Below are 25,236 nucleotides of genomic sequence, written 5' to 3' on the forward strand. Positions count from 1 at the left end.
GACAGCGCTCGAGAAGAACCGCAGCGCTCCCGGCGGCCATTCTACGTGGCCGCCCTCGACCCTTGATGACGTTTTTGTCATCCTCCCGTCACTCTGACGAGCCGATGCGACGGCTAGTCTGAACCCACCGTCCACCACGCTGCATCCCTTCCTGGAGTTGCCTCATGAAGACCCGCATGAAGATCGCCCGCGCACGAACGCTGCGCGCCCTCGCCGTCCCCGCGCTCGCCGCCGCGCTGCTCGCGACGACGTTCGCGGCTTCGGCCCAGACCGCCGCGCCAACCGGCGTGCGCGGCACGGTGACGTCGCTGTCGGGCGATCTGCTCAAAGTCCACACGCGCGACGGTCAGGACGTCGACGTGAAGCTCGCCGCCGACACGCCGATTCGCGGCGTCACGCTCGCCAACGTCAGCGACATCAAGCCGGACAGCTACGTCGGCACCGCCGCGATTCCGCAGCCCGACGGCACGTTGAAGGCGCTCGAAGTGCATGTGTTCCCGCCGAGCATGCGCGGTTCGGGCGAAGGTCATCGGCCGTGGGATCTCGGCGCGAACAGCACGATGACGAACGGCACGGTCGGCTCGCTCGTGGTCAGCAACGGCCGCACGATCACCGTCAAGTACAAGGATGGCGAGAAAAAGATCGTGATTCCGCAGGACGTGCCCATCGTCAGTCTGGAGCCGGGCAGCCGCGCGTTGCTCGCGCCCGGCACGAAGGTCGTGCTGTTCGCGCACAAGGAAGCGGACGGCGCGATGGCGGCGAATTTCATTTCGGCCGGCGAGCATGGCGTGACGCCGCCGATGTAAAGCGGCCCGTCGTTCGTCTTCATCCCCCTCGTCTTTGAAGCCAATGCCCGACTCGCAAGCATTTCTGGTCGTTCATCCCCTCGTCGTTCGCGTGACGCACTGGATCAACGCGTTCGCGATGGCCTGCATGGTGATGAGCGGCTGGGCGATCTATAACGCGTCGCCGATCTTTCCGTTCCGGTTCCCCGTGTGGGCGACGGTCGGCGGATGGCTCGGCGGCTCGATCGCATGGCACTTCGCGGCGATGTGGCTGCTGTGTGCGAACGGCCTGCTGTATCTCGCGCATGGCGTCGCGAGCGGCCATTTGCGTCGCAAGCTGCTGCCGGTGCGTGCCCGCGAGCTGGCGCGCGATGCGGCGCTTGCGTTGCGCCTCAGATTGCCGCACGAAACCGGCAGGTACAACGCCGTGCAGCGCGCGTTGTATCTGCTGGTAATGCTGCTCGGCGTGCTGCTGGTCGCATCGGGACTGTCGATCTGGAAGCCGGTGCAATTGTCGTGGCTAACCGCGCTGTTCGGCGGCTTCGATTTTGCGCGCCGCGTGCATTTCGTCGCGATGGCCGGCGTGGTCGGGTTTGTCGTCGTGCATCTGCTGCTGGTGCTGCTGGTGCCGCGCACGTTGCCGCCGATGTTCACCGGACGCGTCCGGCGCGGCGCGCAGCGCATCGATCAAGCCCCCCAGAGGACTCGCGCATGAGCGCCGCGCAACGAACCGACATGGCGAACGATACGCGTGCCAATACAGAAGACGCGCGCCGCTCACGCATCGTGCTTGCCGAGCACCGGCCGCAAATCGAGCAGTTGCAACGCCGCTTGTTTCTGCGCTCCTCGCTATCGATCGGCGCGCTCGCGATGCTGTCCGGCTGCAACCTGCAGGACAACGATTCCGTCGACAAGGTGCTATGGGCGATGTCGCGCTGGAACGACCGCGTGCAGGCGTGGCTGTTCAATCGCAACAAACTCGCGCCGACCTGGTCGGCGCGCGATATCACCGATCCGTTTCCGTTCAACGCGTTCTATCCCGAGTTCGACGCGCCCGATATCGACGGCTCGACCTATCGGCTCGAAGTATCGGGGCTCGTCGCGGATAAACGCCGCTGGAGTCTCGAGCAGCTGCGCAGGTTGCCGCAGGTCTCGCAGATCACGCGTCACGTGTGCATCGAAGGATGGAGCGCGATCGGACAATGGAGCGGCGTGCCGTTTCGCACGTTTCTCGAACTGATCGGTGCCGATCTGAGCGCGCGCTACGTCGGTTTCAAATGCGCGGACCGCTATTACTCGAGCCTCGACATGGCGACCGCGCTGCATCCGCAAACGCAATTGACGCTCGATTTCCGCAACGCGCCGCTGCCGGCCAGATACGGCTATCCGCTGAAGCTGCGCGTGCCGACCAAGCTCGGCTTCAAGAACCCGAAGCACATCGCCGCGATCTTCGTGACCAACTCGAACCCGGGCGGCTACTGGGAAGATCAGGGCTACAACTGGTTCAGCGGGCTTTAGACCGCGGTCACATAACGCGGCACCGGCTTGTGCGCGCGCGGCGGCGGCGCATCGTGAGCGACGCGCATGCGCTTGACCTCGTCGACGGGACTCAGGCCGAATAGCCGCTTGAACTCGCGGCTGAACTGCGACGCACTTTCGTAACCGACCCGCACGGCGGCCGCGCCCGCATTCAAGCCATCCTGCACCATCAACAGACGCGCGTGATGCAGACGCGTGGTCTTCACGTACTGCATCGGCGAGGTCGCGGTGACCGCCTTGAATTGCGCATGAAACACCGCGAGGCTCATGCCGGCCTCGGCCGCGAGCGTATCGACATCGAGCGACGCGTGGTAGTCCGCATGAATGCGCCGCAGCGCTTTCGCGATGCGGCCAAAGTGATTCTGATGCGTGAGCGCCGCGCGAATCGCGCCGCCCTGCTCGCCGGTCAACACGCGATAACAGATTTCCCGGACGATGCCTGGCGCCAGGATTTGCGCGTCGAGCGGCGACGCGAGCGCCTCCAGCAGACGCTGCACCGCGCTGCTCAGTGCGGCATCGAGCGGCGTCGAATACATGCCGGCCGGTTCGTATTGCGCGAGGCCCTGGGTTTCGTTGAGCGCCATCAGCAGTTCGGCGACCATCGTCAGATCGACGCGCACCGACATGCCGAGAAACGGTTCCTGTTCGCTTGCCTCGGTCTCGCATTCGAACGGCAACGGCACCGACAGCACGAGGTACTGCTGCGCGTCGTACTGGAACACCTGATCGCCGAGATAGCCGCGCTTGCGCCCCTGACAGACGATCACGATGCTCGGCTCGTACATGACCGGCATGCGTGGCATCGGACGATTCGCGCGCAGCAGGCTGACGCCTTCGAGGCTCGAGCGCGTCATGCCGGCATTCGGCGCGAGCAGGTTGAACAGTTCGAGCAAGCGGCGTTGCGCGGGGTCTTCCGGAATGGAACCGACAGCTTGAGTGGACATGACGATATGGCGACGGCCAAGAGAATAATGCTTGAAATTTAGCATCAAACAGCCTGTCGCGCTGCCCCTCCAGAGTTTTAGGCAAACCTTCAAGACGATCAGGTATTCCCCGGGCGGCGCCGGGCTCCTAACATGGGAACCCTGCCGGATCGCCTTTTTCGACGCGCGCAGCGTGCGCGGTCATCGACCGCCATGCGCCGACAGCTTGCCAACGGCGGCCCCCAACGCTCGCGCCCCGATCCCGGTTCATGCTGCGGCCCGCCGCATCCGCAACCCAGTGTTGCGCATCGCCGGCGCGTCGCATGTTGCGCCATCACCCTCTTTGCTGGAGCCATCCATGAGCACGACGTATGCCTATGCAGCGACCGACGCCACCGCGCCGCTCGCCCCATTTGAAATCCAGCGCCGCGCACCCCGCGCCCATGACGTGCAGATGGAAGTGCTGTACTGCGGCGTGTGCCATTCCGACCTGCATCAGGCGCGCAACGAATGGAAGAACACGATCTACCCGGTCGTGCCGGGCCACGAGATCGTAGGCCGTGTGACCGCAGTTGGTCCGAACGTGACGAAGTACAAGGTCGGTGAACTGGTCGCGGTCGGCTGTCTGGTCGATTCGTGCCGCACCTGTTCGAGCTGCGCGGAAGGTCTCGAGCAGTATTGCGAGAACGGTTGGGTGGGCACGTATAACGGTGTCGATCGCGTCGACGGACAGGTCACTTACGGTGGCTATTCGACGCAACTGGTCGTCGATGAGGCTTTCACGCTGCGCGTGCCGCAGAACCTCGACCCCGCGGGTGTCGCGCCGCTGCTGTGCGCGGGCATCACCACGTATTCGCCGCTACGCACGTGGGGCGTGGGCCCGGGCAAGAAGGTCGGGATTGTCGGCCTCGGTGGACTTGGCCATATGGGTGTGAAGCTGGCTCGGGCGATGGGCGCGCATGTCGTGCTGTTTACGACCTCGCCGTCGAAGATCGAGGACGCGAAGCGGCTTGGCGCGCATGAAGTCGTGGTTTCGAAGAATCCGCAGGAGATGGAAGCGCATGTGAATAGCTTCGATTTCATTCTCAATACGGTGGCTGCGCAGCATGATCTGAATCCGTTTTTGAATCTGCTCAAGCGTGACGCGACGATGACGTTGGTGGGTGCGCCGGAGCACGATCATCCGTCGCCGCAGGTGTTCAATCTGATCTTCAAGCGGCGGCGCCTTGCTGGCTCGCTGATTGGCGGTATTGCCGAGACGCAGGAGATGCTCGATTTCTGTGGCGAGCATGGCATTACTTCTGATATTGAAATGATTCCGATGCAGAAGATCAATGAAGCTTATGAGCGCATGCTCAAGAGCGATGTGAAGTATCGGTTTGTGGTTGATATGGATTCGATGCGGAAGTAATGGCAACTTTTTGGCCGCGCAGCGGGTGGTTTTTTGCGCCTGCGGCGCGGGGTTCTGTTTTGTTGTTGTGTTTTTTTTTGCCTTCGCCCTTTTTTCTGTGTTCTTAGGGCGTTGGCCTTTCCTTGATTTCTTGTCGGTCTATTGGCGTTGCCCCTGTGCGGGGCGGCACCTACTTTCTTTGCTGCTGCAAAGAAAGTAGGCAAAGAAGACAGCTCAAACCGCTAACTCTTAAGCGGGTCCCTCTGTATACCGCGGCTAGTGGTGCATCTGGAATCTGTGTTCCCGCACACTCCGCGTTAGTGACAAGGCCGTCATTCTTCCGGCGGCGCTGCGCGCGCCGAAGCGCTGTTCTCAAACCATTGGTTGTTTCGGCGCGTCGCCGAGGCGCAGCCGATGGCCCCACTAACCTAAAAAAACACTCTGGTTTCCCTTGCATACCCGTCCGCGACGCACGTAGTGCGGAGTGGGATGGATGACGGCTTTGTCACTGCCGTGGAATGTGCGGGGGCACGGATTCCAGATGCACCACTGCCATTCGTGGAGCACGGTGCCCGCTTAAGAATTAGCGGTTTGAGCTGTCTTCTTTGCCTACTTTCTTTGCAGCAGCAAAGAAAGTAGGTGCCGCCCCGCACAGGGGCAACGCTAATAGACCGACAAGTCAGCAAGGAAAGGCCAACACCACAAGAACAAAGACAAATCCACCGCAGGCAAAAAAACAGAAAACCATTTGGAGCATCCCAGTGATCGACAGAATAACTGCAATGCGCACATTCATCCGAATTGTGGACACCAACAGCTTCACCCGCGCAGCGGAGTCATTAAACATTCCGCGTGCAACGGCGACGACGATCGTCCAAAACCTGGAAGCCCTGCTGGGCACAGCGCTGTTAGTCCGCACGACGCGCCGCCTGAGCATCACACCAGAAGGCGCAGCCTATTACGAACGCTGTGCGCAAATCCTGGCCGACATCGACGAAATGGAAGCCAGCCTCCGTAATTCGACCGACAACCTGACCGGCCGCCTCCGCATCGAAATGCCCAGCGCGGTAGCGAGTGCAATCGTGCTGCCGTCGCTAGACGAGTTCCACACCCGTTACCCGAAACTCGACCTCGCGATCGGCGTCAGCAACCGCACCGTCGATCTGGTCTCCGAAGCAATCGACTGCAGCATCCAGCTCGGTGAATTGCCCGATTCCAATCTCGTCGCGCGGCAACTCGGCACGCTCGATCACGTCACCTGCGCGAGTCCGGCCTACCTGGCCCGCCACGGCACGCCCGCCGATCTCGACGATCTGCGCGCGCACGTCGCGGTCAACTGCGTGTCGCCGCATAGCGGCCGCGAATGCGACTTCGATTTCGAAGTGGACGGCGAAGCGCGCAAGGTCAAGCTTAACGGCTTCGTACAAGTCAGCGATGAACAAGCGTACCTGACCTGCGGACTGCAAGGCCTCGGCATGATCCAGCCCGCGCGCATCGCCGCGCAGCCTTACCTCGATTCGGGCTTGCTGCATGAAGTGCTGCCGCAATGGAAACCCGTGCCGATGCCGGTCTCGGTCGCGTATGTGAAGAACCGCCGCGTGTCGCCGCGCGTGCGCGCGTTCGTCGATTGGCTCGCGGAGCTGTTCGAGAAAGCCGGGCACGTCGAGCAGGATCTGTCGCGCGTGCGTCAGTTGCTGCGCGGCTTGCATCCCGCGTGAAGCGGGTGCGGGCGCGCGGCGCTCGCGCGTTGACTAGTCCAACGGCCGCACCGGCACCGGCCGCGTCAACAGATCGACATAGAAATTAAAAAACGCCGGATTATCAAATCGTTTGACGACCGTCATCTTCTGCAAACCCGGCGGCGGCGAACTCGTGTAGCCCCTTGCCTTGCCATCGTTGGCGCCGAAGCCCGTATCCACATCCACCCACTCCTCGACGGTCTGCGTCGCGAACGACGGATGCATCAGATAGGCGAGCGTCAGCGTGTCCCAGATGTTCGTCGTGTAGTTCGGATCGGTCTCGAAGCCGTCCTTGCCGTCGTATCCGTAGCCGTTCAGCGTCCTGAACAGTTGCGTGATGATGGTCTGCTTCGCCGGATCGTGCGCGACTCGATCGTACAGTGCCTTGTCCATTTTCACGGTATCCGTCACGTCGAGCGGGATCACCGTCTGTTTGATCGGCAGACCCAGCACCGCTTTCGCCGCTGCGGGATCGAACCACCAGTTGAATTCGGCGGTGGGCGTGGTATTGCCCCGCACGTCGACCGCGCCGCCCATGTAAATGATCTGCTTGATCAGCGGCACGATCTCGGGATGCTCGCGCGTGGCCAACGCGATGTTGGTCAGCGGGCCGATCGCGAGGATCGTCACCTCGCCCGGGTACCGCTTGACCGATTCGGCGATGAAGTCGATCGCGCTCTGGCTCTGCACCTTCGTGTGCGTCGCGAAGCCGTCCGGCGGCGCGACGAGGTCGCTAGCCGATTTCGGCTCGGGCTTGCTCCATGCGCCAATATAGCCATCGCCGCCGGGGAATTCCTTCAGTTCCCGCTGGATCGTTTTGAAGTCGTGCGTCAGTGCGTAGTTGGCGCCCGCATAGACGCCGATCTGTTGTTCGACGCCGAGTCGTTCGACCGATTTCAGCGCATCGGCAACACCTTGCTTCAACCACTGGTTGCCCGACACCACGGTAATGCCGAGCACTTTCAGCGAGCCCTGCGCCTGCAATTGCGCAGCCATCACCCCGAGCTGGCCGTCGTCGCCGAGCGTGTTGTAGTCGCTGTCGATGATCACCTTCGGCGGATCGCTCCGGGCATCGAGACTGCTGCTGGCGCAAGCCGCGAGATCGAGTGTGGTTGCCACGCTTGCCGCCCAGATCAATGCCACGAGAATTCGCCTCATCGATGCCCCGTTTGGAATGCCGCTGAGTGACGCGGACAAGGAAACCATCATAGGCGCAAGCCGTATCAATGACGAATAATGCACGCGGCAACGACAGCACACGCAAAAGCGGCTCGCGACGCCACTGCAACGTCGCGAGCCGCTTCGAAAAGCGCGCTGTCAAAAGCCAGTTACTGCGATTCCTCCGCCCACACGGCGTTCTCCCGCGTCATCAACGCGGTCGATGCCGCCGGTCCGAACGTGCCCGCCGAATATGAGCGCGGCCGCTCGCCCGACTTCGCCCAGCCTTCGAGAATCGGCTCGGCCCACGCCCATGCCGCTTCGAGTTCGTCGCGGCGCATGAAGTGCGTCAGACGTCCGCGGATCACGTCGATCAGAAGCCGCTCATAGGCTTCCGCGCGACGCTCGGTGAACGCCTGCTGCAGGTCGAGGTTCAGGCTCACCGGCAGCATGTGCATGCCGCTGCCCGGCTCTTTCGCGAGCACCTGCAGTTGAATCGACTCTTCGGGTTGCAACTGGATCACCAGACGATTGCCGTAGGTTCGTCCACCGCTCGGGATGATCGAGAACGGCAGATCGGAGAATTCGATGACGATCTCCGACAGCTTCTTCTGCATCCGCTTGCCGGTGCGCAGGAAGAACGGCACGTTGGCCCAGCGCCAGTTGTTGATCCGCGCGCGCAACGCGACGAAGGTTTCGGCGCGGCTACCCGCCGGCACGTTGTCTTCCTCGAGGTATCCCTTGACCGCCTCGCCATCCACCGCGCCCGCCGTGTACTGGCCGCGCACCGTATCGCGCGCGATCTCCTCGGGCGTCATCGGCCGCAGCGAGCGCAGCACCTTCAGCTTTTCGTCGCGCACCGCGTCGGGATCGAGCGACACCGGCGGCTCCATCGCGACGATGCACAGCAGTTGCAGCAGGTGGTTCTGCACCATGTCGCGCAGCGCGCCAGTCTTGTCGTAGAACCCCGCGCGGCTGCCCACGCCGACCGTTTCGGCCACCGTGATCTGCACGCTCTTGATGTACGGCGCCTGCCACAGCGGCCCGAAAATCGGATTGCCGAAGCGCAGCACCATCAGGTTCTGCACGGTTTCCTTGCCGAGGTAGTGGTCGATCCGGTAGATCTGCGCTTCTTCGAAATGCTTGCCGACCGCGTTGTTGATCTCCTGAGCGGACGCGAGATCGTGGCCGAGCGGCTTTTCGAGCACCACCCGCGAATTGCCGTCGACGAGCCCGGCCGACGACAGGTTGTCGCAGATATGGGTGAACAGATCCGGCGAGGTCGCCAGATAGAACACGCGGTTCACGCCGTCGCGCGACGCTTCCTTCAGGCGCAGGTAGTCCTCGGCCGCATCGACGTCCATCCGCACGTATTCGAAAATCGCGAGGAATTTGTCCCACGCCGACGCGTCGAACGCTTTTTCGTCGATGAAGGGCTTGGCCTTCTGCTCCATGAATTCACTGATGTATTCCTCGCGCGACCAGGGCTTGCGCCCGATCGTCAGAATGCGGGTGTCGGGCGGGAGGTTGCCGTGCAGATGCGCCATGTACAGCGCGGGCAGCAGCTTGCGGAACGACAGGTCGCCGGTGCCGCCGAAGATGATCATATCAAGCGGCAGGTCGGGTGTTGCAGGAGCTTGTTGGGTCGTCATGGCACGGTCGCAGCGTCTAGGGGGAAGGCGTCGATCAGGAATCGGCGGCGGCGCGGACGGGCTACGGCTCACGTCCGCTATGGCGCTTTTTCCGGCAAACATCTATGGTGCAACGTTTTGAGATAGTTTGCACGGCAACATCTGCCGCAGGTTAGCGCAAGTTGCCAATCTTGCGCGCCAGACAATTGTTTTTTCGGGATATTTTGCGCGATTATTTGCCGGTTGGGCCGCTGACGCTCAGCCGCGCGCCAGCGCGTCGCGCGCGACCCGGCACGCGGCCAGATCCCACGCCGCGCAGCCGACGCTCTTGAACATCACCGGCCCCGCCGGCAAGGGCTGCGTCTGCTCGAGCACCGCGGCGATCCCGCCCACCCGCGCCCAATCGACACCGGCCTGGATGAAATCGCCGGCCTCGTGCATTGCGCCAGCCTGATCGTCGACGAACAGCGCGCTGCCCGCGATCGTAGTCGCGCCGATCTCGACCATCTGCGGCGTGAAAGCGCCGACGCCGATCACGAGCCGCTCGGCGCGCGCCGTTTCGTCGTAGACCGGCTGTTTGCTCGTGGTCAACGCGATCACGACGTCGACCGAAACGGGAATCGTCGCGCCCGCATCCGCGAGCGGCCGCAGCTCACGCACCTTGCCGCGCTGCGCCGCGCAGAACGCTTCGGCGCGCGCGGGCGCGCTGCCCTTGACCCACACGCGCGCGTCGGGAAACAGTTCGCCGATCGCCTCGAGATGATTGAGCGCCTGCGTGCCGGTGCCGATCAACAGGAATTCATGTGGCGCGCCCGTGGCGAACGTCGCGATGCCGAGCATCGACATCGCCGCGGTCCGGCGCCCCGTCACTGTCGGACCATCGAGGATGAACAGCGTCTCGCCGGTATCGGCATGGAAGGCCATGACCTGACCGTGGATCGTCGGCAGATGGCGCGCGCCGTTGCTCGCGCACACATTGACGAGCTTGTGGATCGCGAGATCGGGCGCGGTGGCGGGCATCGACAGCATGACGCCACCGGCGTTCAGCGGCACAACGAGCCGCTCGGGGCTCACGATGCGTCGTTGCGCGTAGTCAATGCTAGCGCGCCTCAACGCGTCGACGAGCGCTGCGTAAGGCATCAGCCGCGCGGTGGTGGCGGCGTCGAAGATCTGCGTGGTCGGGCGGGTCATGGGCGGAACGATCCAATGGGGGATGGAGTGGGCATGACGTCACCGTAACCGAGCGCGAAAAAATTGACCAGTCGTGTGGACGTCTACTGCCCGCCGAATCGCGACTCCGCTTCGTGCCCAGCGCGCCGGCTAGCTCGTGCCGCGGCTGAGCGTCATCCCCCGCCCTGCATAGAAACGCGACATCGTCGCGAACGGCAGGTACACGTCGGACTGATGCGGCGCGACGCCCGACGGGTTGTGAAACCACACGCCGCCGCGATCCCGCCCGTGCAGCAGGATCAGATGACCGCCCCGCCGCTGGTTCGTCCGCTGCGGATAGCGGATCTCGGGACTCACCGACACGATCGCGAGCGTATCGTCGTCGAGCCGCGCCGCGATCTCCTCGAGCGACGCCTGTGGCAGCACGTCGATATCGAGGCCGAACGCCGGGCCAGCCCAGTCGGCGAACGGCCGGTAGATCAGACCGTCGACGCCACCATCGTCGCGCAACCGGTATACGCCGTGCCGCAGCGCGTCGTCGAGCAGTGCGGCGCGCGGCGCGTGATCGATGCTCCAGTAGTCGAGAGCCGACTCGAGGCACGTCAGCCCGCACAGGCGTTGCGCCCAGAAGCGGTAGCGCTCGGGGTCGGCGAAACCGCTGCGCTGCCAGTGCGGATCGTCGCACGGGTCGCGCTGTCGTTCGACGATGTCGCGCACCCACTCGGGGCTGCCCCATTGCGTGTGGTACGGGACGTCGGCGTGGCGGAGGACGTGTTCGGTCATCGGTGCTATCGGTCGGGTTGGGTTGGATCGGGTTGGGTTGCGCGGGGTTACAGCATGCTGCGCGGCCGCTTCATCGTGCCGTCGAAGAAACGCTGCAAACGGAACGCCGACAGATCAAGCGATGCCTCGCCGCCATCGTTGAGTTCAGCCAGCAGCTTGCCGACGATCGGCCCCATCGCGAAACCGTGACCGCAGAAACCCGTCGCGATCGTCAGGCCCGGGACCTGCGGCGGCGCATCGATCACCGGAATGCCGTCGGGCAACACGTCGATCAGCCCCGCCCACGCCTCGACCACCTGGGCGTCGCGCAACGCCGGAAACAGTGCGCGCAGCTTTGTCAGCGCGCGCGGCGCGTGGCGCGCGTTCGGCTGGGGATGCGGGTCGCGCGGATAGAGCACGCGTTCGGCGTCGGGCACGCCGCCTGGCAGACGTTCGCGCAGATCGTGCAAACAGGCGCCGTTCAGATGGAAGCTGAACTTCTCGCGCTGCGTCCACAGTTCGGGCAAAAACCATTTCAGCGCGCGGAAATGACCGAGCGTCATGTCGACGTCGACCTGCATGTCGTCGGCGAGATTGATCGCGCCGTTCGCGCGCTGCCGGATGCCGAGACCGTGGCCCCAGAAGGTCGACGCCGTGATCGGCGGCAACGAATTGGTGCGCATGCAGGTACCGCGCACGGCCTGCTGCGGCAGTTCGAGACCGAGCGTTCCGAGCAGCCGCCAGCTGCTCGCGCCGGCCACGCAGATCAAACGCGAGGTACGAATCGTGCCGCGCTCGGTGACCACACCAGCGATCGCACCGCCCGCGCGTTCGACGCCGACCACGCCGCAGCCCTCGAAAAACAGCGCGCCGGCTTCGGCCGCCCGTGCCGCGAAGGCCGCGGCGACGCGGCGCGGTTCGGCCTGACCGTCGCTTGGCGTGTACAGGCCGCCGAGCGCGGGGCCCTGCATGCCGGTCACCACGGCGTCGATCTGCCTGCGGTCGAGCGTGCGGGTATCGAGGCCATACTGACGCGCGACCTCGATCCATTGCTGAAACGATGTCCAGTCTTCGTCATGGGTGGCGACATACAGGCAACCGCCCTGGCGCCATTCGAGATCGAAATTCAGCTCGCGTTCGAGTTCTTTCCACAATGGAATGCTGGCCATCATCAGCGGCACCTCCGCGGCTTCGCGACCCTGCTGACGCACGAAGCCCCACGCGCGCGATGACTGCTGCCCGGCGATCCGCGACTTGTCGAGCACCGCCACCGACAGGCCGCGCCGCGCCAGGTAATAAGCGGCCGCGCAGCCCATGATGCCGGCACCGGCGATCACGACGTCGGCGTGGCTGGGAAACGGTTGGTCGGCGGGCGTGAAGGTCGAGTGCAGCGGGTAAGTCGTGGTCATTGGTGGGCGGGTTGGAGAGGTGGGCGTCATCTTCGCAGTGCGGGCCATTGTCCGCAATGACGAGCGACGTCGGCACCGCGGCTGGTCGCAGCCGGCGCCTGCCGGAATGCCCGATTATCCGTCACACGAATATTCGTCGATTATGCGTCACGCAAATATTTGACAAATATTCGTCTCACGCATAAATTGCATTTATTCGTCTCGCAGATAATCCGCCATGCTCCATCTGATCGCCACTTCGGACCAGCTCGCGCAGTTGCTAGCGGCCAGCCGCCGCCAGGCCGGCCTCACGCAGACCGAGGCCGCCGCGCGCGTCGGCGTGAGCCAAAGCCGCATTTCCACGCTCGAAACCGATGCAAGCGGGCTCACGCTCACCCAGCTGCTCGCGCTGTGCGGCGCCTACGGCCTGCAACTGCAGTTGCGCGACAAAAATCAGCCGAGCTCCGAGCCGGCACCGAACGTCGAGTGGTGAGATGGCCCGGCAAACCGCTTCGAAGGCATTGTCGGTGTGGGCCAACGGCGAGCGCGTCGGGCTCTGGCGGCTGCCCGCGCGCGGCCCGATGGAGTTCGCCTACGACGCCGCCTGGATCGCGTCGCCCGCGGGTCGTCCGCTGTCGCTGTCGCTGCCGTTCACGCCCGGCAACATGACGCACAAAGGGCCGCGGGTGCTCAACTACTTCGACAACCTGCTGCCCGACAGCGACGTCATCCGCAAACGCATCGCGCAGCGCTACCGGACCGAAACGCTCGACGCGTTCGAGCTGCTGCAGGCCATCGGCCGCGACTGCGTAGGCGCGGTCCAGCTACTCGCCGAAGACGACGCGCCGGCCGGGGTCCAGCGCATCGAAGGCACGCCGCTTTCCGACGACGACATCGAGGCGCTGCTCGCGCAGACGGTCGGCAAACCGACGCTCGGCGCGCCCGACGAATCCGACGACTTCCGCATCTCGCTCGCCGGCGCGCAGGAGAAAACCGCGCTGCTGTGGCACGACGGCCAATGGCAACGGCCGCACGGCGCGACGCCGACCACGCATATCTTCAAGCTGCCGCTCGGGCTGGTCGGCAACCGGCTCGCCGATCTCAGCACGTCGGTCGAAAACGAGTGGCTGTGTCTGCGGATTCTGCGCGCGTTCGGCCTGCCGGTCGCGAACACCGAGATGCTCAGGTTCGGCAAGCAGCGCGTGCTCGCCGTCGAACGCTTCGACCGGCAGATGCATTCGAGCGGCAGCTGGCTGCTGCGTCTGCCGCAGGAAGATTTCTGCCAGGTGTACGGCGTGCCGTCGCATCGCAAGTACGAAAACGAGGGCGGCCCCGGCGTGCTCGACCTCGCGCGGATTCTGCAGCAATCGGTCGAGGCGCGGCAGGACATCGAGACCCTGCTCGCGAGCCAGATCCTGTTCTGGATGCTGGCCGCGCCGGACGGCCACGCGAAGAACTTCAGCATCCGCCTGCTCGCCGGTGGCCAGTACCGTCTGACGCCGCTTTACGACGTGATGTCGATCTGGCCGGTCGAGGGCAACGGCCCGAACCAGTGGTCGTGGTACAAGGCGCGGCTTGCGATGGGTCTATGGTCGCGCAGCAAGCACGATGCGTTTCGCGACGTGCAGCGGCGACACTTCAACGCGATGGCGTTGAAATGCTCGTACGGCGCCGACGCCGAGCCGCTGCTCCAGCGTCTGATCGAGCAGACACCTGGCGTGATCGAGCGGGTGTCGGCGGAGTTGCCCGAGCGCTTTCCGGGCAAGGTCGCCGAGCGGATTTTCAAAGGACTTCAAAATTCGGCGGCCCGGCTCGACACGATGCCGGCAAGCTGAACGCGGACCGCGCGTGCCGGCGCAAACCCGTACCTCCGGACACACTTTTCATTGCCCCTCTCGCCTGGCTTTTCCGCAAGGGCGGACCCGCCAGGCTTTGCGGCAAGCAGCCGGATCCGTCGCCTTGCGCACTACTCATTCGTGGATTCCCTACGGTTTCGTCATCGATTCACCGGTAGAATGCCTTTTGATGCTCAATGCATCAAAGTCACCGGCACGGCCATGGCGTCGCTTGCATCAGCGGACTCGGCGGCCGGTCTGACAAAATCATAATGGTGAATTTTTTTGCGGTACATTTGCTGTCCCCGCGTGACCGATTCATGCGCATAGCATGCGCAGGGTCAGCTTGCGCCTGTCGACCGCGCTCCCCATGTACCTTTTAACCCGGCGGATTTTCACGCAGCATGGCCAACGAAACAGACTCACCCGACTCCATCGCGGTTGCCGAGCGCGTGCGCGAGTTGATGAGCAGGCATGGAATCGGCAAGCGACAGCAAACCACGGAGCTATGCCGCATCCTCGACCTGAGTTTTTCTCAGGGGCACCGCAAACTGCGCGGCAATAGTCCGTGGACGCTGTCGCAGATCAAGAAAGTCGCCGAGGTATTCGACGAACCCGCGGCGCAGCTGTTCGGCGCGCAGTCGCTCGATCCGGGCGTCGTCGGCGCGATCGCCCAGGAGGCGGTGTTCTGCATCGGCGCGACCGAAATCGCCTGCACCGCGTGGGTCGGCGCGGCGCTCGAACCGGGTAGCCGCCCGGAATTCGTCGCCTATTCGCGGCTCGGTCAATGGCGCGTCTCGCGTCATGATGGCGCGCTGTATCAGAGCGCGTACGAGGTCCACAAGATCGAGATCTATCCGCGCCGCGCCGAGAGCGACAAGCCGGCCATCGCGGTGGTCGACGACGATCGTGCAAGCGCCGATAACCTGCGCGATTATCTGGAGCGCAGCGGCTTCACGGCGGTCGCGATCTATGGGCTCGCGGCCTTCAGCGAGCAGTTGCAGACGCAGGTGTTCGACGGCGTGATCATCGACTGGCTGTTCGGCTCGCAGACCTCCGCGGCCGCGATTCGCGCGGTGCGCGCGTCGGAGAACCCGGACGCGCCGATCTTCGTGCTCACCGGCGAACTGCTGACCGGCAAGGCCAGCGAATCAGAGATCAGCGAGGTGATCCGCGATTACGACGTCGCGTGCTACGAGAAGCCCGCGCGCATGGCGATCCTCGTCGCCGATCTGTCGAAGCGGCTTAACCGCCCCTGAAGCGCGGGCGCCGATGCGCGCCCCGTTCGCGGCAGCGCCGCCTTCACGCGCTCACGCCTGATGCCGCGCCGCCAGCGCCCGCTGCAGGGCGTGCTTCAGATCCTCGTAATGGACTGGCTTTAACAGCGCCTCGAACACCGACGGCGCGCCAGTCGCGCCACTTTCGCCATTCCGCACGACCTCCGGCGCGTACGCGCTGACCACGATCACCGGCACGCCCGCCGACGGTCCGTCGCGCGTCGCGAAGTCTTCGAGAAACGTGTAGCCATCGCGCTCCGGCATGTGCAGATCGAGCAGCACCACTTCGCAGCGGTGGGTGTCGAGCCACGCGAGCGCGTCGTTGGCATTGCCGAGTGCGAGCGAGTCGTAGCCCATGTGCGCGACCATTTCGCTGAGCGACTCGCGGATCAGCCGGTTATCGTCGATGATCAGCACGCACGGCTGTGCGCCGTCCGGCTCGGCTTGCTCCGCGACGTCGGCCGGCTCGACGCTTGCGACCGGCACGACCGGGATCGTCACCGTGAAGCTGGTGCCCTCGCCGACCGTGCTCGCAACATCCACCGTGCCGCCGAACAGCTTCACGAGCCCTTGCACGATCGTGAGCCCCATCCCCGCGCCTTCGAAGCGGCGCGTGCGCGACGCGTCGAGCTGCGTGAACTCCTCGAAGATCAACGGGATCTGTTCAGACGACACGCCCGGCCCTGTATCGCTGACGACGAAAATCAGCAGCGCCGGCTCTTGCCGCAGTTCGACGCGCACCGTGCCGGTCTCGGTGTAGCGGATCGCGTTGGTGACGAGGTTGTTGACGATCTGCCGGATGCGGTGCGGGTCCGACTCGACGAGCCCGCTCGCGCCGCTCGCCTCGCCTTCGAGCTCGAGCCCGCGCGTCCTGGCGGACATCGTGTGTTCATCGAGGATCGACGCCAGCAGCTCGCGCGGCTCGAAATGCTGGTGCCGCAGTTCGAGCTTGCCGGCGCCAAGGCGCGCGTAGTCGGTCAGGTCCTTCATCTGCGCCTCGAGATGGCGCGCCGCGGTTTCGAGCCGCTGGATCACCTTGCGGTCGGCATCCGAGTGATAGTTGAAGCCGAGCAGTTCCACCGACGAGACGATCGCATGCAGCGGCGTGCGCAGCTCATGGCCGATCATGCCGAGAAACGCATCCTTCGCGAGGCTCGCCTCGCGCGCCGCGCGGCTCGCCTGATGCTCGGCTTCCAGCGCCGCGCGCTGCTGGCGCATGAGCCGCGTGCGGCGCCGGGCGTTGAGCACGAGCAGCAGCGTCGCCGCCGCCGACAGAAATAGCAGCACCAGACCGCCCGCGAACAGGATGCGGCGCTTGTCGATGAAATCGCGGTTCATCGCCTCGCGGTCGGCGACGTCCGCGAAACGGCGCGACAGCGCGAGATCGTTGACCTCGCTCCAGTGCTGGCGCAGCTGCGCGTCGATCCGCGCGGCACCCGCACGGTCGCGCTGCAGTACGTCGACCTCGGGCTGGATGTCGTCGAGCATAGTCTCGAGCGTCTTGATTTCGTCGAGCTGCCGCTGCAACAGAGCGAGCTGCGCGGAGAGCCGCTGCGTCGAGCCGGCCATCACGCGCAGCTTCGATTGCAGCAGCTGGAAGCGCAGCTGCAACCGCTGATAATCGTCGTCGGCCCCGGACTGATACAGCAGCAGCTGGTTCTCGAAGCGCGCGTACGCGATCTGCAGTTGCGCGGCGTCCCAGTAGAAACCGTCGTAGGTACCGGTCAGTTGCTCGGTCGTGCGCGGGTTCAACAGGTTCGCATAGAGCAGATAGCCGATCGCGCCGGCGGGCGCCGCGAGCGCCATCAGCCAGATCAGCACGTACAACACGCGCCGCCACGGACGGCGCGCTATTTGACGATGAGGGCCTTGATCTGCCATACGAATTTCGAGTCGCCGACCGCGCCAGTCAGTTCATCGGGAAAAGCGTCGCGCGGATAGATCAGAAACAGCGGCCCGAAGTCGCTGAGTTTCAGGCGCTGGCCGTTCATGCTGTACGCGACGATCACGCCGTAGCGTTCGCAGTCCGACACCGGCACGGTGTAGGTGTAGTCGTCGAACGTGTGGAGTTCGATCTGGGTGCCGTGCGCGCCGACGGCCTTCAGGATGTCGGCAAGCCTGGGCCCGGTGAACGTCGAGCGCGGCGTCCAGGTGGTCGAGGTCGTGATCGTATGCACGGGCAGCGCGAGCAGTTGAGCCTCGTTGAAGTGATAGGTGCGATGCGCGGCGTCGTTGGTATTGGCGATCTTGCCCTGCACGTCGAGCGCCAGCGGCGGCGACTGCCGCGCGCCCGGCTGCGCATGCGCGCAACAGACGGAAAGCCCGACGATCAGTCCCACCAGCCCCGTCAGCCAGCTCATCCGCCAGGGCACACTGGGTCCGCTGGCTGCGTTGCGCAGCGTTGCAATCAGATTGGCCATTTGCTTTTTTTATCCGTTTTCGTTGATTCGCCGGACCGCGGGCGGCGCCACGGTCAGCCGATCTCATGCCACGCGAAGTGTTGCGCCGTGCCGAGCCGTCAAACGCGTGCCACCCCGACACGCGACCTTTGACCCGCATGCATAATATCGCCAAAATGCGCTGACTCAAAAGCGAGGACCCGCTATGTCGCGCCAGTGCGTCAGCGCGCGCCGCGCGCGCATCCCCGCGGACCATTGCCTTCCATCGCGCCACGCGGCGCCTCGATAGTCATGAACAAGCCGGTCCTGCCTCTGACGTACGAACAGCTCGATCACTGGATCGAATCGCTGCAACCCGCGTTGCTCGCCGAGCGTTTCGCGATGGCGCTCGGGATTCTGCGCGGCGGCGCGCCGCTCGCGCTGATGGTGTCGCACGCGGTCGGCGCGCCGGTCGCGTTCCTGCGCTACGACCGCCAGACTCGCGCGGTCGCATGGGATTCGACGCTGCCGATCCCGCCCGCCGGATCGAAAGTGCTGTTGTGCGAGGACATCGCGGGACGCGGTTTTACGCTCGTCGATTGCATCGCGTTTCTGCAGGCGCACGGGCTCGAAGTCAAAACCCTGACCGCCGCGGTCGATGATCTGAGCCGCGCGCAGCCCGACTACGCGATCGATGCGCGCGGCTACTTCGCCCTCTTTCCATGGGAGCGCCAGGCGTACACCGAGCGCTACCGCGACGACTGGGCGCGCGTCGAAGCCGGCGCCGCGCCCGCGATGGCCAACGACCACGAGTACGCGGCCTACGCGATCGACCTCGACGGCATCCTGCTGCCCGACGTACCGCTCGCGAGCTACGACGAGGACCTCGCCGCCGCGCTCGCCGAGCGCGACGCACTGCTGCCGTTCGAGGTGCTGCCCGGCATCGACCTGCAGCAGGTGCGCACGATAATCACGGGCCGCCCGGAGATGGATCGCGCGCGCACCGAAGCGTGGCTCGCGCGACACGGCTTCGCTCACATGCAGTTGGCGATGCGAACGCCCGGCCTGCACGACGACAGCCCCGCCGGCGCGGCCGCGCACAAGGCGAGCGCGGCGCTACGGGCCGGTGTCACGCACTTCGTCGAAAGCGATCCGGTGCAGGCGCTGCTGATCGCGCAGCAAGCGCCGCTGCTGCGCGTGATCTGGTGGGATGCGCTGACGCGCACGGGGATGCTGGTGAGCGCAAGGGCGTGGAGTTGAGCGCAACGTTCTGGGTGGGCGCAGCGCCCGAACGCCGCCGCTATTTGTCCTTCGCCTCGCGCAACTGCAAATGCCGCGCGGCCCGCTGCGACGCGACGACGATCAGCTTCATCGTCGCACGCGTCGCGCCGACGAACAGCTTGCGCGCGCTGCGTTCGTCGAACGCGTCGAAGTCGATCTCGGTGAAGATCACGCACGGCGCCGCCTGCCCCTTGAAGCGGTAGATCGACTCGAACAGCACGTCGCCTTCACGATACTCCGGGTTGCCGAACAGATCGTATTTGCCGGTGAAACTGCGCAGCCGATGCGGTCCGAGATGATCGAGCGCGCTCATCGCCGAGCCCTCGCGGCCGCGGAACGACAGCACCGCGATGTCCTGCTTGCGAAAACCGAGCGATAGCGCCTGCGTGATGGCGCGCTTGGTTGCGTCGATACTGCTATCGGCGCCCAGCGCTTCGTCGTAGACCGACACCGAAACCTCGGAGCCGTCGAACGGACTGCCCGACGTAAGTGCCGCGGCCAGCGGCACGGACGCGCCCAGCACATCGCGCAGATAATCGAGGATGTCGCGAGGACTGCGGTAATTGGTGGTTTCTTTCAGCGTGGTCCAGCCTGGCAACGAGACCGGCTCACGCATGTACAGATTCTGCAGCGGGTCTTCGAGCCACCACCACGCGGCGCCCGGCCGCAGCAGCCGCTCGAGCGCGGCAACCCATGGCTGCTGGAAATCCTGCCCTTCGTCGACGATCAGTACGTCGAATTGCCAGCGCGGTTCGATCGGCGTGTCGGCGAATACGGCCTCCAGTTGATCGAACACCTGCGCCGACCGGAAATCGGGCGCGCGGCCCGCGTCGCGCGCGACCCAGTCGCAGAGCTGGTGATAGTTCGCGATTTTCGCCTCCGGCGGCGCGACCCGCGCGATGTGATCGGCGAGCGGCCGGTTGAAGCACACGTACAACGGCCGCTCGCCGCGCGCGACCGCGTCCTTCATCACCTGCACCGCGAGTTGCGTCTTGCCGGAGCCCGCCGTGCCGATCACGCGCAAACGGAACGGCGCGAATTCGAGCCGCCGGGCCCATGTCGCGAGTCCGCCCGAAAGGCGCGTGACGAGCGTGCCCGCCTGCCCGACGAGCGCGCTCGTGTCGGGCGTCAACGCGAGTTCGTCGGCGAGAAAGTGGTGGATTTTCGACGCGCTGGGAAGCCGCGGTTCATCGGCCGGCAGCGCTTCGCGAATGATCGCGGCGAGACGCTCGCGCCGCGTAGCGTCGACGATGCGCGCGGGATTCACGCCGGCGATCGCCGCATCCTTGACGATGTGATCGGGACAGTACAGCAGTTCCTCGATGAAATACGCGCCCGCGCCGAACGCCGCGGTAAAACGCCGGTGCAGACTCTCGATCGTATGCGCGAGCGCGATCGCGACGTTGCGCTCGGTCTGCAGATACACCTTGACGAGCCCCTTCGGCGTTTCGCGCAGAAAGCCGGTCTTCTGCTCGATGATCAGCAGGCGGCCGGCGGGACTCACGATCACGAAATCGGCCTCGCCGAACACGGAGAAGTTCTGGTTCAGGCGCGTCCAATGCACGCCGTGGTAGACGGTGTAGTCGGCGGGCAGTGCCTTCTCGAGCAACGCGAGCGTTTCGCGTTCGCGCGCCGCCGCGCCGGTCGCTTCGAGGCTCTTCCAGTCGTCGGGAACAATGCGGGCCATGCGATGCCTCAATGAGTTGGGATGCGTGGTTTCAGCGGGCAATCCGGAGTGCGGTCATTGTACGCAACGCAATGTCGGCCGGGCGGCCCTCGCGCAAAGCCGCGCGGATCGTGTATCGTTACTGGCTGAACGCCGCGCACGCCGCGCGGCTTGCCAACTGTAAGAGAAAAGGATTTACCGGATGATTACGATCTGGGGACGCGCCAATTCGGTCAACGTCCAGAAGGTCTTGTGGTGCTGCGACGAACTCGTGCTGCCGTTCGACCGCATCGACGCGGGCCTGCAATTCGGCCGCAACAACGAACCCGACTATCTCGCGATGAACCCGACCGGCAAGATTCCGACGCTGGTCGACGACGACTTCGTGCTGTGGGAATCCAACTCGATCCTGCGCTATCTGGCGATGCAATACGGCGAATCGAGCCTGCTGTATCCGGCCGACCCGAAACTGCGCGCGAGCATCGACCGCTGGCTGGACTGGTCGCTGTCGACGCTGCAGCCAGTGGAACGTCCCGTGTTCTGGACCCTCGTGCGCACGCCCGAGGCCGAGCGCGACGCCGCCAAACTCGCCGCCGACGCGAAGGCCGTCACCGTCCTGTGGCGCCTGCTCGACACGCATCTGCAGGGCCGCTTCTTTCTCGAAGGCGACAAGTTCACGCTCGCCGATATCGTGATCGGCGCGTACGCGAAGCGCTGGTTCGGCCTCGACGGTTTGCAGCGGCCGCCGCTGCCGAATCTGGAGCGCTGGTATTCGCGTCTCACGACGCGTTCCGGGTTCAAGAAGTATGTGGATTTTCCGTTGACCTGAGCATGGCGCGGGTCGGCGGAAAGGAATAGGCATTTTTTTGCCGGTAAAGACCCTTGTTGTCCGTCGTAAACCATATCTGGGGGAACGCCATCGGCCGGGCGGAGCAAACCTGACGGGGCCACTTTCTCGATGAACGGGAATCCCGATTCTCGCGACGCTTCAACCGGCGCGGCACCTGCATCCCGCCTGCCTCTATAATCGACGCATGAAAACCGCCAAGCCAGCCGCGACCGGCCGTCCGGTCGCTCCCACACCTGCCGCCCCCGCCGCCGATGCACGCGATCATCAAGCGCATTACGACGTGCACGAGCCGTCGCACGCACATGGCCCGTCGCAGGAAGCGGCTCTCGCACTTGCCGAGGAATATTGCCGCGAACGCGGCGAAAAACTCACGCCGATCCGGCGCAAGGTGCTCGAACTGCTGCTGAACTCGGGACGCGCGACCAAGGCCTATTCGCTGCTCGACGAAATGCGCCAGATCCACGCCGGCTCGGGCGCCGCCGACCGTCTATCGCGCGTTGGATTTTTTACTGTCCGTGGGGCTGGTGCATCGGATCGAATCGATCAACGCGTTCACTGTCTGCCATGATCTGACGCAATGCCAGCACGGCATTCTCGTCGTATGTCAGCAATGCGGCAGCGTCACCGAGTTGCATCAACCGAAGTTGCGCCAGGCCCTGGTCGCGCAGATCGAGGACGCGGGCTACCGGCTCGCGAGCGACGAAATCGAGTTGAAGGGATTGTGTGCGGCCTGTCAGGCGGCCAAAGAGGCCAGCGCGGCCGCGCCGGTGGCCGCGGCGAAATAGCGGCGCGCCACGCGTCGCGTGCGCAACGCTGTATGACGCGCAGCGAAGCGTCGACGGCCGTGCGAGCCGCTGCGAAGCGTCGATCAACCTGCCGCGCGGGCGTCGATCGCGTCGTGCAGCAGCGTCACCAGCGCTTCGGGTAACGCGGGTTTGGTCATGAAATGCTGGAAGCCTTCGCCGATGCTGCGCAGGCGGTATGCGTCGTCGGTATGGCCGGTGAGGGCCACCGCCACCGAGGGGGAATGGCCGCCGCAAATCTCGTGGTCGCGCAGCCGCTGGATCAGATAGAAGCCATCCATGGCCGGCAAGTCGAGGTCGCAGACGACCGCGTCGGGAAGCAAACGCATTGCCGCCACGACGCCCTCTTCCGCATCGGCGACCGCGCAGACCTTCGCGCCTTCCGCCTCGAGTAACAAGGTCAACGATTCCCGGCTGTCCGGGTCGTCCTCCACCAGCACGATCGTGGCCTGATCGAGCCTCATTGCTGCGTTCATCGTATGTTGTTGCTCTGAAAAACCGGTTAGGCCGTCCGAGGAGGCCAAGGTTTCACCTTGTATTTCATTTTGCTGATTGCCGCTGATTCGCGCGGCCAGGGTGTTGCTGTCCATGATTCCGACTCGATTTCGCACGCCGGGTTGCAGACAGGTCCGCGATGTAAAACATTGCTTAACATCTTCCCGAGTACAACGCCTGCGCACGGTAACGCGCCAAAATTGCACGTCGATGAAAAAACGACGCTCGACGCATACCGCGCTTTAGCTGCTGAGTCCGCAGTTTATCCGCGGCTCGCCGATCGCCGGCACCCGATGTTCCGGCGCGGTTCGTACGAACCCCGTTCGTACGGCCTTCTCCGCCCGGTATCGATTCTGTCCTTCGTATTGTTTGCGCAACGCGGCGCCGTCGTTCGTTTTGCGTCGCTCGCATCCGACGACACTGTAAGCACGTCGCGTGCCGCGTTGCAGCGGTTCGCGTCACGTAAAGAAGGGCTCGGTCGCGGTTGCCGATGTCGCGGCGATGAATGGCGCTGGCCTGCTAACCGGTGATGTCGCGGCGCTATCATCGTGGGCGCGCACGCGCGCCTATCGATGCCCCCTCATCTCAACCCGAGGTCAACCGACACCATGTCCGCCACATCGCCCGCGCTTTCCGCCGCGACGCTCGACATCCTTCGTCACGTCAGCACCGCCACGCTGACCACGCAGCTATTCAAACGCGGTCTGCGCAACACCTTCATGCAGGGCGTCGCGCCGCTCGGTCCGCGGCGCGGCGCGAATCTGGTCGGGCCGGCGTTCACGCTGCGCAACATCCCATCGCGCGAAGACATCGACGTACTGGAGCTATTCGCGGACCCTGAGTACGCGCAACGCAAATGCGTCGAGACCATTCCGCCGGGCCACGTGCTCGTGCAGGATTGCCGCGGCGAGCGCGGCAGCGCGTCGTTCGGTTCGATTCTGTCGCTTCGTTTGCAGGTGCGCGGTGTTGTCGGCATGGTGTCCGACGGCCCGGTGCGCGACAGCGCGACGATCGCCGCGCTCGACATGCCGGTGTTTTGCGCCGGCGCGAGCGCGCCGCCCAATCTGATCCGCCATCACGCGGTCGATATCAACGTGCCGATCGGCTGTGGTGGGGTCGCGGTGTTTCCGGGCGACGTGATCGTCGGCGATGTGGATGGAGTTGTGGTAATTCCGCTGAAGATGGCCGACGACGTCGCGCAAGCCGCAGCCGGGCAGGAACAACTCGAGGCGTTTCTCACCGAAAGGATTCGTGCCGGCGCCGCGCTGCCCGGCACCTATCCGCCGAACGACGAGACGAAGGCGGCGTTCGACGAGTGGAAGAAAAATCGCAAAGTCTAGGGCGTTTTCAAAGGATGCGGCGACCGGTGTGCCACACCGGGCGCCAGTTCAATCGCCCTTGCCGGGCCCAATGCCCTGAACCAGCAACGCCACCGCGTGCCGCGCAATCTCCGCGCCGCCGATACTGCGGCGCAACGGATCGTTGCGCCACAGCTTCGAAGTGGCAAGCGGCAGAATCGTCATGCCGAGCAGCGTGACGAACACGAGCGCGGGTTCGAGCGATGCATTCAGGCGCCCCTCCTTCTGCCAGCGCGCGATCGCCAGCAGCGACGCCTTCTGATGCTCGAAACCAAAGCGCTCATGCATGCGCTGGCGCAGCAGCCCGCCGTCGCTGATCACTTCGCGCACCCACAGCGACGCGAACCACGGGTTGTCGCTCGCGATCTGCACGAGCCGCTCCGCGAGTTGCGTGATTGCCGCGACCGGATCGTCGGGATTCTCCTGAAACGGCAGCCCGAGGCTCGCGCGCAACGGTGCGAAACACTCGTCGATCAGCACGTCGAGCAGTTGATCGCGCGTCTTGAAGTAGTAGTGCACCATCGCGGGCGTGAAGCCGGCCTCGCGGGCGATCTCACCCAGCGATGTCTCGACGATCCCCTGCCTCGCGAACAGCGTCAGCGCGGCGTCGAGCAAGCGCGCACGCTGCTCGGGGCCGCGCGCGGCGCCCGACGGTCGGCCGGGGCGGCGGGCGGCCGACCCAGCCGGCGCGCTGCTTCCGAAATTCGCGGCGTGAATATCCGTTGGCGCTGCCTTGAGTTTGGGCTTCGACGCGTCGCGCTCTTTCGCGGCAATTCGCGCGGGCGGCTCCGTATCTGTCACGGCACTG

Annotated in this window: 22 protein-coding genes and 1 pseudogene; 12 read left to right on the plus strand and 11 right to left on the minus strand. The window is 64.7% G+C overall.

Annotation, left to right across the window (positions count from 1 at the left end; all coding sequences use genetic code 11):
- Window positions 1-164 precede the first annotated feature (164 nt).
- The 3 genes from OKW44_RS06850 to OKW44_RS06860 are packed head-to-tail and all read left to right on the plus strand — an operon-like array spanning window position 165 to window position 2,303.
- Window positions 165-806: a DUF5666 domain-containing protein gene (locus tag OKW44_RS06850; protein ID WP_018420859.1), complete on the plus strand. Its 642-nt coding sequence runs from the start codon at window positions 165-167 to the stop codon at window positions 804-806.
- A gap of 43 nt (window positions 807-849) precedes the next feature.
- The gene (locus tag OKW44_RS06855; protein WP_018420858.1) at window positions 850-1,500 is read left to right on the plus strand and encodes a cytochrome b/b6 domain-containing protein; all 651 of its coding nucleotides are present in this window, start codon (window positions 850-852) and stop codon (window positions 1,498-1,500) included.
- Window positions 1,497-2,303 (plus strand): molybdopterin-dependent oxidoreductase, encoded by an 807-nt coding sequence (locus OKW44_RS06860; protein WP_026225870.1) that lies wholly within the window; start codon window positions 1,497-1,499, stop codon window positions 2,301-2,303. The genes OKW44_RS06855 and OKW44_RS06860 overlap by 4 nt, the downstream gene beginning before the upstream one ends.
- Here OKW44_RS06860 and OKW44_RS06865 read toward each other — a convergent pair.
- Entirely contained in the window at window positions 2,300-3,268 is a 969-nt protein-coding gene (locus OKW44_RS06865) for an AraC family transcriptional regulator (protein ID WP_026225869.1), read from the minus strand. The two genes, OKW44_RS06860 and OKW44_RS06865, sit on opposite strands and share 4 nt — an antisense overlap.
- Window positions 3,269-3,605: 337 nt before the next feature.
- Here OKW44_RS06865 and OKW44_RS06870 point away from each other — a divergent pair, with 337 nt between their 5' ends.
- Window positions 3,606-4,658: an NAD(P)-dependent alcohol dehydrogenase gene (locus OKW44_RS06870; protein ID WP_018420855.1), complete on the plus strand. Its 1,053-nt coding sequence runs from the start codon at window positions 3,606-3,608 to the stop codon at window positions 4,656-4,658.
- A gap of 740 nt (window positions 4,659-5,398) precedes the next feature.
- On the plus strand, window positions 5,399-6,355 hold the full coding sequence (locus tag OKW44_RS06875; RefSeq protein ID WP_026225868.1) for a LysR family transcriptional regulator: 957 nt from the start codon (window positions 5,399-5,401) through the stop codon (window positions 6,353-6,355).
- Between the two features lie 33 nt (window positions 6,356-6,388).
- On the opposite strand, the gene OKW44_RS06880 is transcribed toward OKW44_RS06875, so the two are convergent.
- The 5 genes from OKW44_RS06880 to OKW44_RS06900 form a co-directional block, all read right to left on the minus strand.
- Window positions 6,389-7,534, minus strand: coding sequence for a nucleoside hydrolase (locus OKW44_RS06880; protein ID WP_026225867.1), 1,146 nt, complete (start codon window positions 7,532-7,534; stop codon window positions 6,389-6,391).
- A gap of 170 nt (window positions 7,535-7,704) precedes the next feature.
- A complete protein-coding gene (gene zwf / locus OKW44_RS06885; RefSeq protein WP_026225866.1) occupies window positions 7,705-9,186 on the minus strand; it encodes a glucose-6-phosphate dehydrogenase in 1,482 nt (493 codons plus the stop codon).
- Window positions 9,187-9,423: 237 nt separating this feature from the next.
- Entirely contained in the window at window positions 9,424-10,356 is a 933-nt protein-coding gene (gene lhpI, locus OKW44_RS06890) for a bifunctional Delta(1)-pyrroline-2-carboxylate/Delta(1)-piperideine-2-carboxylate reductase (protein WP_018420850.1), read from the minus strand.
- A 129-nt stretch (window positions 10,357-10,485) separates the two neighbouring features.
- Window positions 10,486-11,118: a cysteine peptidase family C39 domain-containing protein gene (locus OKW44_RS06895; protein WP_018420849.1), complete on the minus strand. Its 633-nt coding sequence runs from the start codon at window positions 11,116-11,118 to the stop codon at window positions 10,486-10,488.
- A 47-nt stretch (window positions 11,119-11,165) separates the two neighbouring features.
- Complete coding sequence (locus tag OKW44_RS06900) at window positions 11,166-12,506, minus strand: NAD(P)/FAD-dependent oxidoreductase (protein WP_018420848.1); 1,341 nt, start codon at window positions 12,504-12,506, stop codon at window positions 11,166-11,168.
- A 217-nt stretch (window positions 12,507-12,723) separates the two neighbouring features.
- Between OKW44_RS06900 and OKW44_RS06905 the strand changes: the two genes are divergently transcribed.
- The 3 genes from OKW44_RS06905 (at window position 12,724) to OKW44_RS06915 (ending at window position 15,579) form a co-directional block, all read left to right on the plus strand.
- Window positions 12,724-12,978 (plus strand): helix-turn-helix domain-containing protein, encoded by a 255-nt coding sequence (locus tag OKW44_RS06905; protein WP_018420847.1) that lies wholly within the window; start codon window positions 12,724-12,726, stop codon window positions 12,976-12,978.
- A 1-nt stretch (window position 12,979) separates the two neighbouring features.
- Window positions 12,980-14,320, plus strand: a complete 1,341-nt coding sequence (locus OKW44_RS06910) for a type II toxin-antitoxin system HipA family toxin (RefSeq protein ID WP_018420846.1) — start codon at window positions 12,980-12,982, stop codon at window positions 14,318-14,320.
- Between the two features lie 404 nt (window positions 14,321-14,724).
- The gene (locus tag OKW44_RS06915) at window positions 14,725-15,579 is read left to right on the plus strand and encodes a helix-turn-helix domain-containing protein (protein WP_018420845.1); all 855 of its coding nucleotides are present in this window, start codon (window positions 14,725-14,727) and stop codon (window positions 15,577-15,579) included.
- A gap of 51 nt (window positions 15,580-15,630) precedes the next feature.
- Here OKW44_RS06915 and OKW44_RS06920 read toward each other — a convergent pair whose 3' ends face one another.
- Window positions 15,631-17,478, minus strand: a complete 1,848-nt coding sequence (locus OKW44_RS06920) for an ATP-binding response regulator (RefSeq protein WP_026225865.1) — start codon at window positions 17,476-17,478, stop codon at window positions 15,631-15,633.
- Window positions 17,448-18,017, minus strand: coding sequence for a putative pterin-binding protein (locus tag OKW44_RS06925; RefSeq protein ID WP_018420843.1), 570 nt, complete (start codon window positions 18,015-18,017; stop codon window positions 17,448-17,450). The genes OKW44_RS06920 and OKW44_RS06925 overlap by 31 nt, the downstream gene beginning before the upstream one ends.
- A gap of 270 nt (window positions 18,018-18,287) precedes the next feature.
- Between OKW44_RS06925 and OKW44_RS06930 the strand changes: the two genes are divergently transcribed.
- Window positions 18,288-19,235, plus strand: a complete 948-nt coding sequence (locus OKW44_RS06930) for a phosphoribosyltransferase (RefSeq protein WP_018420842.1) — start codon at window positions 18,288-18,290, stop codon at window positions 19,233-19,235.
- A 40-nt stretch (window positions 19,236-19,275) separates the two neighbouring features.
- Here OKW44_RS06930 and OKW44_RS06935 read toward each other — a convergent pair whose 3' ends face one another.
- A complete protein-coding gene (locus OKW44_RS06935) occupies window positions 19,276-20,943 on the minus strand; it encodes an ATP-binding domain-containing protein (RefSeq protein ID WP_018420841.1) in 1,668 nt (555 codons plus the stop codon).
- A 181-nt stretch (window positions 20,944-21,124) separates the two neighbouring features.
- On the opposite strand from OKW44_RS06935, the gene OKW44_RS06940 reads away from it, so the two are divergent.
- Both OKW44_RS06940 and OKW44_RS06945 read left to right on the plus strand, forming a co-directional pair.
- Window positions 21,125-21,751: a glutathione S-transferase family protein gene (locus tag OKW44_RS06940; protein ID WP_018420840.1), complete on the plus strand. Its 627-nt coding sequence runs from the start codon at window positions 21,125-21,127 to the stop codon at window positions 21,749-21,751.
- Window positions 21,752-21,956: 205 nt separating this feature from the next.
- A pseudogene (locus OKW44_RS06945) lies at window positions 21,957-22,557 on the plus strand (Fur family transcriptional regulator).
- A gap of 83 nt (window positions 22,558-22,640) precedes the next feature.
- Here the strand turns inward: OKW44_RS06945 and OKW44_RS06950 are convergent.
- Complete coding sequence (locus OKW44_RS06950; protein ID WP_018420838.1) at window positions 22,641-23,165, minus strand: response regulator; 525 nt, start codon at window positions 23,163-23,165, stop codon at window positions 22,641-22,643.
- Window positions 23,166-23,678: 513 nt separating this feature from the next.
- Here OKW44_RS06950 and OKW44_RS06955 point away from each other — a divergent pair.
- Window positions 23,679-24,410 carry a ribonuclease activity regulator RraA gene (locus OKW44_RS06955; RefSeq protein WP_018420836.1) on the plus strand — a complete coding sequence of 244 codons (732 nt, stop codon included), beginning with the start codon at window positions 23,679-23,681 and terminating at the stop codon, window positions 24,408-24,410.
- 48 nt (window positions 24,411-24,458) lie between these two features.
- Here OKW44_RS06955 and OKW44_RS06960 read toward each other — a convergent pair whose 3' ends face one another.
- Window positions 24,459-25,229: a TetR/AcrR family transcriptional regulator gene (locus OKW44_RS06960; RefSeq protein ID WP_018420835.1), complete on the minus strand. Its 771-nt coding sequence runs from the start codon at window positions 25,227-25,229 to the stop codon at window positions 24,459-24,461.
- Window positions 25,230-25,236: the final 7 nt, after the last annotated feature.

Origin of the sequence: Paraburkholderia lebeckiae (assembly GCF_050436325.1) — a bacterium.
In the GTDB taxonomy this organism is placed as follows: Bacteria; Pseudomonadota; Gammaproteobacteria; order Burkholderiales; family Burkholderiaceae; genus Paraburkholderia; species Paraburkholderia tuberum.

Bases quoted from the DNA above. Each gene is read 5' to 3' on its own strand.
- OKW44_RS06915 (WP_018420845.1), top strand. From the start codon at position 14,725: ATGGCCAACGAAACAGACTCACCCGACTCCATCGCGGTTGCCGAGCGC.
- OKW44_RS06855 (WP_018420858.1), top strand. From the start codon at position 850: ATGCCCGACTCGCAAGCATTTCTGGTCGTTCATCCCCTCGTCGTTCGC.
- OKW44_RS06905 (WP_018420847.1), top strand. From the start codon at position 12,724: ATGCTCCATCTGATCGCCACTTCGGACCAGCTCGCGCAGTTGCTAGCG.
- OKW44_RS06940 (WP_018420840.1), top strand. From the start codon at position 21,125: ATGATTACGATCTGGGGACGCGCCAATTCGGTCAACGTCCAGAAGGTC.
- OKW44_RS06900 (WP_018420848.1), bottom strand. From the start codon at position 12,506: ATGACCACGACTTACCCGCTGCACTCGACCTTCACGCCCGCCGACCAA.
- OKW44_RS06925 (WP_018420843.1), bottom strand. From the start codon at position 18,017: ATGGCCAATCTGATTGCAACGCTGCGCAACGCAGCCAGCGGACCCAGT.
- OKW44_RS06950 (WP_018420838.1), bottom strand. From the start codon at position 23,165: ATGGACAGCAACACCCTGGCCGCGCGAATCAGCGGCAATCAGCAAAAT.
- OKW44_RS06910 (WP_018420846.1), top strand. From the start codon at position 12,980: ATGGCCCGGCAAACCGCTTCGAAGGCATTGTCGGTGTGGGCCAACGGC.
- OKW44_RS06865 (WP_026225869.1), bottom strand. From the start codon at position 3,268: ATGTCCACTCAAGCTGTCGGTTCCATTCCGGAAGACCCCGCGCAACGC.
- OKW44_RS06860 (WP_026225870.1), top strand. From the start codon at position 1,497: ATGAGCGCCGCGCAACGAACCGACATGGCGAACGATACGCGTGCCAAT.
- OKW44_RS06870 (WP_018420855.1), top strand. From the start codon at position 3,606: ATGAGCACGACGTATGCCTATGCAGCGACCGACGCCACCGCGCCGCTC.
- OKW44_RS06930 (WP_018420842.1), top strand. From the start codon at position 18,288: ATGAACAAGCCGGTCCTGCCTCTGACGTACGAACAGCTCGATCACTGG.
- OKW44_RS06880 (WP_026225867.1), bottom strand. From the start codon at position 7,534: ATGAGGCGAATTCTCGTGGCATTGATCTGGGCGGCAAGCGTGGCAACC.
- OKW44_RS06920 (WP_026225865.1), bottom strand. From the start codon at position 17,478: ATGGCAGATCAAGGCCCTCATCGTCAAATAGCGCGCCGTCCGTGGCGG.
- OKW44_RS06850 (WP_018420859.1), top strand. From the start codon at position 165: ATGAAGACCCGCATGAAGATCGCCCGCGCACGAACGCTGCGCGCCCTC.
- zwf (WP_026225866.1), bottom strand. From the start codon at position 9,186: ATGACGACCCAACAAGCTCCTGCAACACCCGACCTGCCGCTTGATATG.
- OKW44_RS06935 (WP_018420841.1), bottom strand. From the start codon at position 20,943: ATGGCCCGCATTGTTCCCGACGACTGGAAGAGCCTCGAAGCGACCGGC.
- OKW44_RS06955 (WP_018420836.1), top strand. From the start codon at position 23,679: ATGTCCGCCACATCGCCCGCGCTTTCCGCCGCGACGCTCGACATCCTT.
- OKW44_RS06895 (WP_018420849.1), bottom strand. From the start codon at position 11,118: ATGACCGAACACGTCCTCCGCCACGCCGACGTCCCGTACCACACGCAA.
- lhpI (WP_018420850.1), bottom strand. From the start codon at position 10,356: ATGACCCGCCCGACCACGCAGATCTTCGACGCCGCCACCACCGCGCGG.